Here is a 14,380-nt window from a genome sequence, read left to right on the forward strand (position 1 = left end):
GTGCACGGCGGCGGAACCCGGCGCGTCGGCGGGCGCCGCGGTGCCCGCGTCGGTCGCCGCGGTCAGCAGTGCTATCGGCGCGTCGAGCACCGCCTCCTCGAGCAGCAGCCCGGCCCAGCGCTGTCGCACGATCTCGAACGAGCCGCCGCTGCCCGCCGAGACGGCGACGCAGTTGGCCGCCATCGGCAGGCCGGTGATGGCACCCACGTGCGCCAGCACCTCGTTGCCGCGGTCTGTCCCGGCGGCAACCACCGCGGACGCGCCGTCCGCCAGCGCAGCCAGCGCACGCCCCCAGGCCTGCGGCGCGTAGCCGTCGATCCCTGACACCGCATAGACGTCATCGACCCCGTAAGCGGCGAGGTCGTCCGCCGGCGGTTCGCCGAACACCACGGCCGCCAGCCCGTCGCCCGCCTGAGCCGCCACGCCGCGCGCGAGGGTCAGCGCCCTGAGCGAGGCGTCCACCACGCCGCCGTCGTCGACTTCCACCAGGCAGAACACCGTCATGACAGCACCCCGAGCTCCGCGAGCACCGACACCAGGGCGGGCACCGCGTCGACGCCGTGCCCCAGCACGGTAGCCTCACGACGCGCGGCCGCGGGGACCCGCAGCGCCATCGTCCGCAGGGCCGCGCCAGCAACGGGCGACACCGGCACGCGCGAGATAACCGCCCGCTTCGCCCGCAGCCGGCCGGGCAGCGACGGATAACGCGGCAGGTTGATCCCCTCGCGGACCGTCAGCACGCACGGCAGCGGCAGTGTGTAGGTCTCCGCGACGCCCCGGTACTCCCGCCGCGCCGCCGCCGACGTCCCCTCTTCGTCCACGGTCAGCGCTTTGATCCCGGTCGCCACCGGCCGGCCGAGCAGGTGCGCCAGCCGGATGCCGACCTGGTAGTCCCCGGTGTCGGCCGCCTCGTTGCCGAGCAGCACCAGGTCGAACCCGCCGTCGGCCGCCACGGAATGCAGGGCCTCGGCCGTCGCGGCCGGCCCGAACTCCGCCCCGGCCGGCGTCTCGAGCAAGACCGCGGCCGACGCCCCCAGGGCCAGGCACGACCGGAGCTGTTCCTCCGCCTCGGCGGGCCCCAGCGTCACCACCGTCACCGACCCGCCGAACCGCTCCACGAGCCGCACGGCCTCCTCGACGGCGCACTCCTCATGCGGGCTGATCGTGAAACCGGACATCCGGGTATCCACGGACAGCCCGTCGGCGGACACCGTAATGGCGCCGCCTACTGTCGGCACCCGCTTGACACAGACCAGCACGTCCATGGCAGCTCACCGCATCCGGGAGCCGGACGGGTCGAACACGGCCCCCGACCCGGCCACGGTCACCGGGTACGGCTCGCCCATGTACTCCACGAGCAGCGAGGTCCCCGCGCCGGCCACCGCCGGCGGCAGATAGGCCATCAGCAGGTGCTTGCCCACCGAAGGCCCTGACCCCGCGGACGTTACATAGGACGGCCGCCCCAGCGCGTCCACCAGCCGCGACCCGTCGAGCGCGAGGATCGGCTCGCCGCCGAGCGCGTACCTCGGGGTCCCGTCAGCGGACACGGCAGAGTCCACGGTCAGCGTGCACAGCACCGCGTCCGGCGCCACCTCCCGTTGCGCCAGGTACGCGTCCTTGCCGATGAACGACTGCGGCTTGACCCGTGGCCGCGTCATCCCGGCTTCGACAAGGTTGTACTCGGGCGTCAGCTCCGCGCCGTACGCCCGGTACCCCTTCTCGAGCCGCGCCGTCGTCGCGTACACGCCGATCCCCACCGGCACCAGCCCGTGCGGCCGCCCGGCTTCCCGCAGCAGGTCCCACAACTGCCCGGCCTGCTCGGCGGGCACGTGCAGCTCCCAGCCGAACTCGCCCACGTAGGAGATTCTCGAGGCGAGCACGACCGCTCCCCCGATTTCGGTGAATTCACTGATCCCGAACGTACGCGGCGGACTCTGGTCCCCATCACGCTTCACCGAGGTGAGCACGTCCCAGGCGCGCGGCCCCCACAGCCCGAGCGTGGCCCACCCGGAGGAGACGTCCGTGAGCTGGGCGTCGTCAGGCAGGTGGTCGGCGATCCACTTGGCGTCGCTGCCACCGGTCGACGCGCCGGTGACGATCCGGAACGAGGTCGCGCCCAGGCGCATGATCGTGAGGTCGGCGACGAAACCGCCCTCGTCGTTGAGCAGCGACGTGTAGACCACCCGGCCGGCCGGGACGTCGAGTTGCGCGACGGCCAGGTGCTGCAGCCCGGCCAGCGCGCCCGGCCCTGTCACGTCGAGCACGGTGAACGCGGACAGGTCGACGAGGCCGCACGCGTCGCGCATCGCCAGGTGCTCGGCGTTGATGATCGGCGACCACCACCGTGACTCCCACTCGGCGGGACGCTCCATGAGGCGGCCCGCGTACGTTTCGAGCAGCGGTTCGTTCGACGCGTACCAGTGCGGCCGCTCCCAGCGGGCGGTTTCGTAGCACACCGCGCCGAGCTCCCTGGTCCGCTCGTACAGCGGCCCGGTGCGCAGCGGGCGGGCCGACTCGAACTGCTCCGCCGGGTGCACGATGCCGTACATCTTGTTGAACGACTCAGCGGCCCGGGCCCGGACGAAGCCCGTCGCCCGTGACGACGGGTAGAACCGCGCGACGTCGGCCTCGTGGACGTCGATCGTGGGAACCTTCCCCGACATCAGCTCGGCGATGGCGCGCCCGCAGCCAGGACCTTCCTTGATCCAGCTCGCTGCCGCCGACCACAGCCCCTTCACCTCGGGCGTCTCGCCGAGCAGCGGATGGCCGTCCGGGGTCATGGAGATCAGCCCGTTGATCGCGTACCTGATGCCGGCCTTCTCGTCGCCGAGGAGCTCGGGCATCAGCTCAAGGGCCTGGGCGAGCTGCGGGTCGAAGTCGTCGGCGGTGAACGGCAGCTCGGTCGGCGACAGCGCCGCCTCCTCGTTGGACGGGATGGCGTCGGGGTCGACGATGATCGGCCGGTGCATGTAGGAGCCGACCTCCATGTCGCCGCCGTGCTGCCGCTCGTACATGCCGGTGTCGACGTCCCGCACGATCGGGTAGCTGATCTCGCCGGTGGTGCCGGCGAACAGCGCGATCGGCCCAACGCTGATCATCTGGTGCACAGTCGGGGTGAGCGCGAGCCGCGCGCCCGCCATCCGCGCGATCCGCGGCGACCACACCCCGCAGCAGATGACGACGTTACCGGTCTCGATCTCGCCAGCGGTCGTCACGACCCCGCGCACCCGGTCACCGCTCACGCTGATGTCGAGGACTTCGGCGCCCGGCAGGACGGTGAGCGCGCCGGAGGTGCGAGCCTGGTCGCGCATCAGCGTGCCGGCGCGCAGCGAGTCCACGACGCCCACGGTCGGGAAGTAGCCGCCGCCGAGGATCACTGACTCGTCCAGGTAGGGCACGAGCTTGCGGACGCCTTCCGGGGTGAGAATCTCCGCCGGGATGCCCCACGACTTGGCCTGCGTGGTGCGGCGGCGCAGCTCGATCATCCGCTCTGGCGTGCGGGCTACCTCGATGCCGCCGCTTTCTGTGAACACGCCCAGGGCCTTGTACTGCTCAGTGGAGTCCCTGGTCAGCTCGAACATCATCTTGGAGTACTCGATAGGAAAGATGAAGTTCGACGCGTGCCCGGTAGACCCGCCGGGGTTGGGCATCGGGCCCTTGTCGACTAGGACGACGTCACGCCAGCCGAGCAGGGCTAGGTGGTGGACGAGGCTGTTGCCTACGATTCCAGCGCCGATCACAACGGCGCTGGCGCGGGTTGGGACCTCACTCACGATTAGTACCTCCATGGTGGTGGCGCGTGAGGCTTGTGGTGGGTCCGACGCGTTCAGTCGGGGCCTGAGAGCAGCCCCGAACAACGCGTCGTACCTCCACTGCGCCCCTCGCTTGCCCCTTGGGCGTCCGCGGGTCGTTGCCTGCGCCGGACAGACTCGGCGTTGGCCAAGCCGGACGGGCCGCCCTCTGGACCTGCGGCCCTCGCTCGCCCCGCGAGCATCGGCGTTGCCCCAAACCCATGTGCCCCAGCAGGACCCTTATCGGCCTGGGCGCCAGGCCCGGGGCCGGCGCCCACCTCTGCCGTGCGCTATCTCCCACGGGTGCCAAACGCCTCATTGGTGCTCTGCTTCCACTCCAGTCGCGCCCACGCGGTCGGCGGGATTGGCGGTGTGGGCCACAGGTGCGGATCTATTGGCGGTGTGGGCCACACCGCCAATACCTTCGAGGAGGGTGGCTAGGGCGGATTCCAGGCCCCCGACGCCTGTGGGGATGGTGGTTAGGGGGAGGGCGAAGAGGTTGGCTATGCGCTGGGCTTCGGCTTCGAGAGAGGGGGTGGGCGCTTGCGCCAGCCAGACGACTCTTTTGTAGTGGGCGAAGTAGTCGGGCCAGAGGTCTGGGTGCTTGTCGAGGCCCAGGCTTGCCAGGACTGTTTTGTCGAAGGTGCGGACTAGGTAGTCCGTTAGCAGGTAGGTGCCTGGTTCCTCGTCGAAGAGGGCCGCGATGCGCTCTTGCCCGGCGAAGACGTCGTAGCAGTGCAGGCCGGGGAGGCGGGGGATGTCGTTGGCCGTGCAGAATTCGTCTAGCTTGCCGTACGTGCCGCAGTCGGCGTAGGCCAGGACCGTGGGGGCGGAGGAACGGGCCCGTTCTGCATACTGGGTGATTTTTTCCGGGCGGTTGTGGAGGCGGGCGGGCAGCGGACGGACCACCAGCGGCCAGCCGCGGCGGGCGGCTATTTCCCTGATGTGCGCGGCCAAGGCGCCGCAGGCGATGACCTCAACTGAACCCAAGCTGGTCGATGAACCGGTCGTTGAAGTCGCCGCGGTCGGAGAGCTCGACATACCTCACCTCCTCGAGGAGGGCCAGGGCGGCGGCGCGTTCGCGGACGGAGAGCAGGGCCATCTTGGCGCCTTCGCCGGCGACGTTCCCTGCGGCGACCACGCGGCGGACCGGGACGGCGGGGACGAGGCCGATGCGGATCGCGGACTTCGGCGACAGGTAAGAGCCGAACGACCCCGCCAGCAGCACCTGCTTGACGTCCTCCTCGGTGAGGCTGGCCTCCTCGAGCAGGATGCGCCAGCCGGTCGCGATCGCCGCCTTGGCGAACTGGAGCTCGCGGATGTCGCGCTGCGACAGGTAGATGTCGCCGTGCAGCATGAAGACCCGTTCCGCGCCGACGGTGGTGAGGCGGCTGGCGAGGCCGGGCGCGATCCGGCTGGCATCCTCGGCCGGGACGAACCGGCCCGAGCCTTCGAGCAGCCCTGCCTCCACGAGGGCGGTCACCGCGTCGACAAGGCCAGAGCCGCACAGGCCGCGCGGCTCCGTGTCGCCGATTACCGTGAGGTTCAGGTCCCCGTCCGGGGTGATCGTCACCGCTTCGATCGCGCCGTCGGCGGCGCGCATCCCGCAGCGGATCGCGGCGCCCTCGAACGCGGGCCCGGCCGGGGCGGCCGTCGCCAGCAGCCAGTCCCGGCCGCCGAGCACGATCTCGCAGTTCGTGCCGATGTCGATGAACAGCCGGATCCGCGGGTCGCGGTCCATCCCGCTGGCCAGCAGCCCGGCGGTGATGTCACCGCCGACGTAGGCGCCGAACGCGGGGAACACCACCGCGCGCGCTCCCGGGTGCGCAGGGACGCCGAGGTCCCGCGCCCTGATCTCAGGCAGCAGCCGGGCGGCCATGATGAACGGCGCGACGCCGAGAGGCTCGGGGTCCATGCCGAGGACCAGGTGGACCATCGTGGCGTTGCCCGCGAGCGCGACCTCGTAGACCTCGCCCGGCTGAACCCCGCCCTCCTCGCACACGCCGGCCGCCAGCTCCGCGAGGGTCTCCCTGGCGAGCTGCTGCAGCTTGTCCCGCGCCGCCGGGTCGAGCATCGTCGCGCTGATCCTGGTGATCACGTCGGCGCCGAACGGCTGCTGCTTGTTGAGCATCGACCGCACCGCCACCGGGGTGCCGGTGGTCAGGTCGAGCAGCGTGGCGACCACCGTGGTGGTGCCGAGGTCAAAGGCCAGGCCGAAGCCGCGCTGTGTCGTGTCGCCGGGCTCGACCGCGATCAGCCTGTCGTCGACGACGACGGCGGTCACCTTGAAGTCGGCCTGCCGCAGCACCGGGCCGAGGGTCGCCAGCACCGCCAGGTCGGCCGCGGGCTCCAAATCGGTCAGCGCGGCGAGCACCCGCTCTAGGTCGGTGACCTGGTCGGCCAAGCTCGGCTCGGCCAGCTCGAGGTAGCGCTTGGAGACCGCCGGGCGAAGGATCACCTGACGGCCGACGCCGACCATCGCCGCCTTCGGCCGGGTGGTCAGCGGCGGCACCTCCACGTCGGCGTCGACGGTCGCCGGCGTCCGGCAGGCGAGCCGCCACCCGTCCTTGATCTCCTGCGCGGTGTAAGCGCGGACGTCGAGGCTGGTCGGGGCCGGCGGGTTCTCGCGGAACCTGATGCGGCATTTCTTGCACGTGCCGTGCCCGCCGCAGGTGGAGTCGATCGCGATGCCGTTCCAGCTCGCCGCGTCGAACAGGGTGACCCCGCGCGGCACCCGCACCGGCTGGCCGTTGAAGCGCAGGTCGACCCGCTGGGTCATGACGGGGGTTTCCCGGCTTGTTCCGCGCGGTAGGCCGCGATCCAGGCCGCCCCCCAGTCGTCGCGGCCGAGCAGCAGGTCAGCTGCCCTGGCGGCGCGGACCACCTGCGGCGAGCGGGCGTCCATGATCGCGCTGGTCAGCCCGCTCGCGGCGGCGAGCGGCAGGAACGCGGCGGTGATCGCCTCCCGGTGCGGCATGCCGAAGCTCAGGTTCGACGCGCCGAGCGTGGTGTTCACGCCCAACTCCTGCCTGAGCAGGGCGAGGGTTTCCAGGGTCCGCCCGGTGTGCCCGGTGTCGGCGCCGGCCGGCATCGCGAGCGGGTCGATGACGATGTCCTCGAGCGGGATCTTGTACGTGTCCGTCGCCACGGCGACGAGCTTCCTGGCCAGTTCGAGCCGGCGCTCGGGTTCGTCTGGGATCTGCTCCTCGTCGTTCGGCAGCCCGATAACGGCGGCGCCGTGCTCCTTGACGAGCGGCAGGATCGTATGCAGCCGCTCGTCTTCGGCGGTCACCGAGTTGACCAGCGCCTTGCCCTGGTAGGTGCGGAGGCCCGCCTCGAGCACCTCGGGGATCGAGGAGTCGATGACCAGCGGCAGGTCAGTCAGCTGCTGGATGAGCGTGACCGCCTTGACCATGAGCGCCGCCTCATCGGCCAGCGGGGCGCCCATGTTCACGTCGAGCAGCATCGCGCCGCCGGCCACCTGCTGCTCGACGTCGATCGCGATCCTGGACAGGTCGCCGTTGCGCAGCTGCTGCTGGAACACTTTGCGGCCGGTCGGGTTGATCCGTTCCCCGATGATCGCGAACGGCTGGTCAGGGCCGATCGTGACGGTCTTCGTCGCGCTGGACAGCGTGGTATGCATCGGCCTGGCCCGGTGGCTAAGCGTTCGCGAGCGCGCGGCGGCGGCGGATCAGTTCCTTCGCCTTGACCACCGCTGCGGAGGCGTCCGCCGCGTAGCCGTCGGCGCCGACCACGTCGGCGTACTCCTGGGTTACCGGCGCGCCGCCGACCATCACGATGACCTGGTCTCTGAGGCCGGCCTTCTGCAGCGCGTTGATGTTCGCCTTGAACATCGGCATCGTGGTGGTCAAGAAGGCGGAAAAGCCGACGATATCCGGCTTGTGTGTCTTAATCGCCTCGATGAACTTCTCCGGCGCGACCTGCACGCCGAGGTCGATGACCTGGAACCCCGCGCCCTCGAACATGATGTTCACGAGGTTCTTGCCGATGTCGTGCACGTCGCCCTTCACGGTGCCCATCACCACCGTGCCGATCGTCTCCGCGCCCGTCTCGGCCAGCAGCGGGCGCAGGATCTCCAGCGCCCCGGCCATCGCCTTGCCCGCGATCAGCATCTCAGGGACGAAGAAGTCGCCGCGCTCGAACCGGGCGCCGACCTCCTCGAGGGCCGGGATCAGCGCCTCGTAGAGCAGCGTCTCCGGGCCAAGGCCCTGCCCGAGGCCCTGATTCGTCAGGTCGAGCACCGCCGGGGCGTTCCCGGTGAGCGTCTTGTCGTACAGTTCGCCGAGCAGCTCGTCTTTGGTCATGCTGTCACGCCCTGTCCGCCACGCGCCTGGCCCGGGTCTTGGCGGTACCCGGTCGCGGCCTGGGCCGGTAGCCCAGCGCGGAGGACAGGCCTGCGGCCTCGTCGACGCAGCGGCGGGCGGCGTTAGTCACTGCCTCACGGGTCATCCGCGAGGTGGGAGCGGAGACCGACATCGCGGCCACCACCGTCCCGTCGTAGCGGAACACCGGCCCGGCGAGCGCGATCAGCCCTGGCTCGAGCTCCTCGTCGGTCACGGCGTAGCCGCGGGCGCGGACGGTCGCCAGCTCGGCGCGCAGCGAGGACTCCGCGGTGATCGTCCGCTCGGTGCACCGCTGCAGCGGCCCCTTCGGCAGCTGCGCCGCGCCGTAGGCGAGCAGCACCTTGCCGAGCGCGGACGCGTGCAGCGGCACAGACAGGCCCACCCAGTTGGTGCCGCCGATCATGTAGGCGCAGTCCACCTGGGCGATCTGCTCGACGCTGGTGCCGCTGGAGACCCCCAGGTTGATGGTCTCGCCGGTGCCCTTGGCGAGCCGGTCAAGGAACGGCTGGGCGACCGCGACCAGGCTCGTGTCAGCGCCGCCGCGCCAGGCGAAGCTGACGAACATCTCCCCGGGCAGGAACCTGCCGTGGTCGTCGCGGCGGATCAGGTGATTGCGTTCCAGGGCGAGCAGCAGCCGGGAGGTGGTGGACCTGGCCAGCCCGGTCGCGGCGGTGAGCTCAGTGAACGTGACCGGGTCGCTGGCGTGCACCACCTCGGAAAGCAGCCTGGCTGCCCGGTCCACGGCCTGGGTGCCGTTGGGGGGATTGCTCATTCGTTCTGCCTCGGGTGCGGCCTATTCCACTTTATGGAACCAAGTTCTACGATATGGACGTGTTTGTCAATACGATGCCTCGGTACGAGATCCTGTCCGCGGACGCGATCGGCGTGCTCGAGCGCGGCTGGAAGCGGATCGTGTCGGAGATCGGCGTGCAGTTCGCGAAGCCGGAGGCGGTCGAGCTATTCGCCAAGGCTGGCCAGCGGACCGACGGCGACGTCGTCTACCTGGACCCGGAGTTCGTGCTCGAGCAGGTCGCCAAGGCGCCGCGGGAGTTCGACATCCAGGCCCGCAACCCCGCGAACACGGTGCACATCGGCGGGGATCACATGGTGTTCGGCGCGGTGTACGGGTGCCCGTTCATCCGCGAGGGCGACGTCCGGCGCGACGCCACGCTCGACGACTACCACCGGCTGTGCAAGCTCTCGCAGGCCTTCCCGCAGCTGGACTCGGCGGGCGGCGTGATCTGCGAGCCGAACGACGCGCCGCTCGACTCCCGCCATCTGGACATGATCTACGCGCTGGCCACGCTGACCGACAAGATCTACATGGGCAACGTCGTGTCAGGCGGCAACGCCGCGGACACGCTCGCGATGACCTCGATCCTGTTCGGCGGCGGGGCGGGGGCGGACGCGGGCCGGGCGGCCATTGAGCGGACGCCGGCCGTGGTGTCGCTGATCAACTGCAACTCACCGCTGCGCTGGGACGACCGGATGCTCGACGCGCAGTTCGAGTACTGCGCCGCGAACCAGCCGGTGGTGCTGACACCGTTCCTGCTGATGGGCGCGATGTCGCCGGTGACGATCCCCGCGGCCCTGGCGCAGCAGCTTGCTGAGGCGCTAGCCGGGATCGCGCTCGCACAGCTGATCAGGCCCGGCTGCCCGGTGATCTTCGGGTCGTTCCTGTCCAACATCGACATGCAGTCGGGATCGCCGTCGTTCGGCACCCCGGAGTCAGCGATCGGGCTGCTGTGCACCGGCCAGCTCGCCAGGCACTACGGGCTGCCGTTCCGCACCGGCGGCGGGCTGAACTCCTCGCAGACCGCGGACGCGCAGGCCGCCTACGAGTCGCTGATGACCCTGCTGCCAACCTTCCTGGCCGGCACCAACTTCGTCATGCACGCGGCGGGATGGCTGGAGGGCGGCCTGGTCACCTGCTACGAGAAGTTCATCATCGACATCGAGCTGCTGCGCGAGCTGCGCGTCGAGTTCACGCCGCTGGAGATCACCGAGGAATCGCTGGCGTTCGGCGCGCATGAGGAGGTGGGGCACGGCGGGCACTTCCTCGGCGCGGCGCACACCCTGGAGCGGTTCAGGACCTGCTTCTACCGTCCGCTGCTGTCGTCGACAGCGAACTTCGAACGATGGCTGCGCCTCGGCGGCAAGGACGCCACCGCCCGCGCGGGCGAGATCTGGCGGGCCACGCTCGACGGGTACGAGGCCCCGCCGATCGACGACGCCATCCAGGCCGAGCTGTCCGAGTTCGTGACCCGCCGCCGCCGTGAGCTGGGCGACTGAACAGTCATTTGTGCTCCGCGCACAACCGCGCCTGAAACCTTATTTGTACGGCTTAAGCCATGCTCAGCCAGGCATGTATCGTGTCCGGTATGAGCAAGCCGGAAAGCGCAGGCCTGGAGTTCATCCTGACGCTGTCCTGCCCGGACAAGCCGGGAATCGTGTACGCGGTGTCAAGCTTCCTGGTGCAGCACTCGGGCAACATCATCGACAGCCAGCAGTACGGGGAGCCGGACGGCGGGCTGTTCTTCATGCGGGTGCACTTCTCGGTGCCGCCGCCCGGCCGCCCGGTGGCGGAGCTCGAGCGCGACTTCTCGTGGGTCGCCGAGTCGTTCCACATGTCGTGGCGGCTGCACGGCGCGACCTCGCGGATCCGGACGCTGCTGATGGTCTCTCAGCTCGGGCACTGCCTGAACGACCTGCTCTTCCGCTGGAGGTCAGGCTCGCTGCCCATCGACATCACCGGGGTGGTCTCCAACCACGACACCTACCGAGACCTGACCGAGTCTTACAAGCTGCCGTTCCACTACCTACCGGTGACGCAGGACAGCAAGCCGGCCGCCGAGGCCACGTTGCTTTCGCTCATCGACGAGACACAGACGCGGCTCGTCGTACTGGCCCGCTACATGCAGATCCTCTCGCCGGAAGTCTGCAAGCGGGTCGAGGGCCGGATGATCAACATCCACCACTCGTTCCTGCCGAGTTTCAAGGGCGCCAGGCCTTACCACCAGGCCTATACCAAGGGTGTGAAGCTGGTCGGCGCCACCGCGCACTACGTCACGCCGGACCTTGACGAGGGGCCGATCATCGAGCAGGGGCTGGTCCGCGTCGACCACTCGTACACGCCAGAGCGGCTCGTCGAGGCTGGCCGGGACGTCGAGGCCCAGGTGCTCGCCCGCGCGGTCAGCTGGCATGCCGAGCACCGCGTGCTGCTCAACGGCGACCGCACGGTCGTGCTGATGTAGGAATCCGGCGACCGCCACGGCAGGGCGAGCCGCCACTAGGCTTGAGCCATGGCTTCGGTCGAGCTTGAGATTGACGGTTTGCGCCGCCGGTACGGGTCGGTCATCGCGCTCGACGGGCTGTCGTTCGACGTCCCGTCCGGCCAGGTCTTCGGATTCCTCGGTCCGAACGGCGCTGGCAAGACCACCACGATGCGCGCCATCTTCGGCGTGGCCAGCCTGGACGGGGGCGAGATCCGCTGGCGCGGCAAGCCAGTCGACGAACAGGCGCGGCGGCACTTCGGCTACATGCCGGAAGAACGCGGCCTCTACCCGGGGATGAAGCTGCGCGAGCAGATCGAGTACTTCGCCACGCTGCACGACGTCAACGACCAGGCAGCGGAGAAGGCCGCCACGCACTGGATCCGCCGCCTCGGCCTGGCCGGCCGCGAGGACGCCAAGATCGACGCGCTCTCGCATGGCAACCAGCAGCGTGCCCAGCTCGCCGTCGCCCTGGTGCACGACCCGGAACTGCTCGTCCTCGACGAGCCGTTCGCAGGCCTCGACCCGGGCGGCGTCGACGACATGCGGCAGGTCCTCGCCGAGCGCGCGGCGGCAGGCGTCACCGTGCTCTTCTCCAGCCACCAGCTTGACCTCGTCGAAGACATCTGCGAGGCGGTCGCCATCATTCACCACGGCCGTCTCGTCGCGTCCGGTCCCGTCGAGGAGCTGCGGCGCGGCGACCGCCTGCGGCTCGCGGTGCGGGTCGGCGGTGACGCCGACGGCGCCTGGACACGGTCGCTGGCGGCTGATCTCGGCGAGGTCGAGGCCGTCCGTCCGGAAGGAACGGTTTTGATATCCCTAACGACCGGTGCCGACTCCCAGCGGATCCTCGATCTCGCCAGGGCGGCCGGCCCCATCGAGCATTTCAGCTTCGAGGACCGCCGGCTCTCCGAGGTGTTCCGTGAGGTGACCGGGGCTTCGGTCGGGCAGGCCGAGGCCGAGCACGCCGCCGCGGGGGTCAGCCGGTGAACCGCCAGGCCCGGATGACGTGGCTGGTCGCGCGCCGCGAACTGCGCCAGCGCGCCAAGACCCGCGCCTTCGCGATCAGCACGGTGGTGCTGGTTCTCGCGGTCGCACTCGGCGTGGCGCTGCCCGCGATCCTGTCGCGGAACGCCAAGCCGGAGCGGATCGGCTACGTGGGCGGCAACGCCGCAACGACGACCGGCATCATCGCCGAGGCCGGGCGGCTGGCGGGCGTCAAGACGGTCGCGGTCCCGCAGCCGAGCGTGGCGGCGGCGGAGGCGGCGCTGCGCTCCGGTGACCTGAGCGCGGTGCTCGTCGGCGACACAGAGGTGCTGGTCAAGCAGGTGCCGCTCGGCGGCGTGTCCGGCGGGCTGGCGACGCTCGCCCAGGTCGCCGGGCTGAGCAAGCTGGTCGAGACCGTGCCGGGCGCGGCCGCGGCGGTGGCGCACGGCATCGCGCTGCCGGTGCGCGGCCTCGAGCCCCCCTCGAAACCGCTGTCATCCCGGCTGACCGGCCTGTTCACCGTGATCCTGGTATGGATCATGATCAGCGTCTACGGGTCGCAGATCGCGCTCGGCATCGGCGAGGAGAAGGGCAGCAGGATCGCGGAGGTGCTGCTCTCTTCACTCCGCCCGATCCAGCTGCTTGTCGGCAAGGTAACCGGCATCGGGCTGCTCGCGCTGGCGCAGGCGGCGGCCATGGTGATCGCCTTCGTGGTCGCCGGGTTCGCCTCAGGGTCCGACCTAGTGCACGGCGCGGCGATCGGCATCGTGCTGACCGGCGGGGTATTCGTGGTGCTCGGCTACGCCTTCTACTGCACCGCGTTCGCGGCGGCGGGTTCGCTGGTCAGCAGGCAGTCCGACGTCAACTCGACGATCCTGCCCGTGCAGCTGCCGCTGATCATCGCCTACATCCTGTCCTACACCGTCATCTACGCGAACAGCGCGAGCGTCTTCTATCACGTGCTCGGCTTCTTCCCGCCCACCGCACCGATCGCGATGCCCGTGCTGTACGCCTCGGGTGACGTGCCGCTGTGGCAGGTCGTGGTCGCCGCGGCGCTGCTGGCCGTGTCCACCGTGTGGATGGCCCGCGTCGCCGCCGGCATCTACAGCCGGTCTGTCCTGCGCACCGGCGCCCGCGTTAAGCTGCGCGAGGTTCTCTCGCGTTAGATCACCCTTCCGCGGACTTCGCGTCGGCCTCGATGCTGGCGGTGTCGGCCTTCAGTTCCCTGGCCTCGACTTTCCTGGCCCTCTTCATTTCCCGCTCGATCTTCGCGCCCATGTCGGACACCGCGACCACGACCAGGCCCGCCTGCCCGGCGTCGAGATGCTCACCGAGCTCCTTCAGGTCCTTGCGGCTCATCCCGGCGGCCGCGTGGCCTGCGACCGCGCCGAGAATTGCGCCGCCGCCGGTGGTAACCGCCAGCAGGCCGCCGCCGATCGCGGCAAACGGGAACAGGACTACGACCAGGCCGGTCGCCAGGCCCACGCCGCCGCCGAGCACCCCGCCGACCCGCGTCGGCGTCTCGTGCTTCTTGGTGATCTTGACCTTCCCGTCGGCCCGGCGCTCGACCACCGCGGCGTCATAGGCGTCGATCAGGTGTTCCTTGGTATGCAGGTCCTTGACCGCCTGATAGTCGGCGTCGGCGTCGGCCGCGCTGTTATAAACCCCGACATAGGCCAAGAACGTGTCGACTGCCATCCTCATACCTCCAGAGCCCGGGTGGGTAGTAACCAGGACGCTACGGGTCACCCGCCTAGGCCTGGATCACCCGTACAGAGTGAATTAGCCCAACCCGGACCCGCCCAGCGGGCCAGCTTCGCTCTGGATCAGACAGCGGCGGCTGGCTGGTCGGTGCCGCAGTACTTGCACTTGGACGCGGCGGCCGGGAGATCGCTGGACAGGCAGAAGGGGCAGGTCTTGACCGGGGCCGGGTCGCCGAACACAACTTGCCCGCGCCGGGCCTGGAC

At 70.1% G+C, this 14,380-nt stretch carries 13 protein-coding genes; 4 read left to right on the forward strand and 9 right to left on the reverse strand.

Annotated features, from left to right (window positions below):
- From WA805_RS15110 to WA805_RS15145, 8 genes are all read right to left on the reverse strand, one after another.
- On the reverse strand, positions 1–504 hold a 504-nt coding region (locus tag WA805_RS15110; protein WP_425242633.1), incomplete at its 3' end, for a hypothetical protein.
- On the reverse strand, positions 501–1,265 hold the full coding sequence (locus WA805_RS15115) for an electron transfer flavoprotein subunit beta/FixA family protein (RefSeq protein WP_424564263.1): 765 nt from the start codon (positions 1,263–1,265) through the stop codon (positions 501–503). The genes WA805_RS15110 and WA805_RS15115, both read right to left, overlap by 4 nt.
- 6 nt (positions 1,266–1,271) lie before the next feature.
- The gene (locus WA805_RS15120) at positions 1,272–3,773 is read right to left on the reverse strand and encodes a GcvT family protein (protein ID WP_425242634.1); all 2,502 of its coding nucleotides are present in this window, start codon (positions 3,771–3,773) and stop codon (positions 1,272–1,274) included.
- A gap of 333 nt (positions 3,774–4,106) precedes the next feature.
- Positions 4,107–4,781: a DUF1638 domain-containing protein gene (locus WA805_RS15125; RefSeq protein WP_425242635.1), complete on the reverse strand. Its 675-nt coding sequence runs from the start codon at positions 4,779–4,781 to the stop codon at positions 4,107–4,109.
- Complete coding sequence (locus WA805_RS15130) at positions 4,768–6,570, reverse strand: ASKHA domain-containing protein (protein ID WP_425242636.1); 1,803 nt, start codon at positions 6,568–6,570, stop codon at positions 4,768–4,770. The genes WA805_RS15125 and WA805_RS15130 overlap by 14 nt, the downstream gene beginning before the upstream one ends.
- Positions 6,567–7,433, reverse strand: coding sequence for a dihydropteroate synthase (locus WA805_RS15135; RefSeq protein ID WP_422289574.1), 867 nt, complete (start codon positions 7,431–7,433; stop codon positions 6,567–6,569). Before WA805_RS15135 ends, WA805_RS15130 begins: the two co-directional genes overlap by 4 nt.
- Before the next feature lie 16 nt (positions 7,434–7,449).
- Positions 7,450–8,115, reverse strand: coding sequence for a cobalamin B12-binding domain-containing protein (locus tag WA805_RS15140; protein WP_422271528.1), 666 nt, complete (start codon positions 8,113–8,115; stop codon positions 7,450–7,452).
- A gap of 4 nt (positions 8,116–8,119) precedes the next feature.
- Positions 8,120–8,926, reverse strand: coding sequence for an IclR family transcriptional regulator (locus WA805_RS15145; RefSeq protein ID WP_422271526.1), 807 nt, complete (start codon positions 8,924–8,926; stop codon positions 8,120–8,122).
- A gap of 59 nt (positions 8,927–8,985) precedes the next feature.
- Here WA805_RS15145 and WA805_RS15150 point away from each other — a divergent pair, with 59 nt between their 5' ends.
- The 4 genes from WA805_RS15150 to WA805_RS15165 all read left to right on the forward strand — a co-directional run bounded on the left by WA805_RS15150 (position 8,986) and on the right by WA805_RS15165 (position 13,579).
- Positions 8,986–10,446: a trimethylamine methyltransferase family protein gene (locus WA805_RS15150; protein WP_422339206.1), complete on the forward strand. Its 1,461-nt coding sequence runs from the start codon at positions 8,986–8,988 to the stop codon at positions 10,444–10,446.
- Positions 10,447–10,535: 89 nt separating this feature from the next.
- Positions 10,536–11,408: a formyltetrahydrofolate deformylase gene (gene purU / locus WA805_RS15155; RefSeq protein WP_425242637.1), complete on the forward strand. Its 873-nt coding sequence runs from the start codon at positions 10,536–10,538 to the stop codon at positions 11,406–11,408.
- Positions 11,409–11,456: 48 nt separating this feature from the next.
- Complete coding sequence (locus WA805_RS15160; protein ID WP_422339208.1) at positions 11,457–12,416, forward strand: ABC transporter ATP-binding protein; 960 nt, start codon at positions 11,457–11,459, stop codon at positions 12,414–12,416.
- Complete coding sequence (locus WA805_RS15165; protein ID WP_422273575.1) at positions 12,413–13,579, forward strand: ABC transporter permease; 1,167 nt, start codon at positions 12,413–12,415, stop codon at positions 13,577–13,579. The genes WA805_RS15160 and WA805_RS15165 overlap by 4 nt, the downstream gene beginning before the upstream one ends.
- A gap of 1 nt (position 13,580) precedes the next feature.
- On the opposite strand, the gene WA805_RS15170 is transcribed toward WA805_RS15165, so the two are convergent.
- Entirely contained in the window at positions 13,581–14,111 is a 531-nt protein-coding gene (locus WA805_RS15170; RefSeq protein WP_422273577.1) for a hypothetical protein, read from the reverse strand.
- Between the last annotated feature and the right edge of the window lie 269 nt (positions 14,112–14,380).

It is taken from the genome of Trebonia sp. (assembly GCF_049794275.1).
Classification (GTDB): domain Bacteria; phylum Actinomycetota; class Actinomycetes; order Streptosporangiales; family Streptosporangiaceae; genus Trebonia.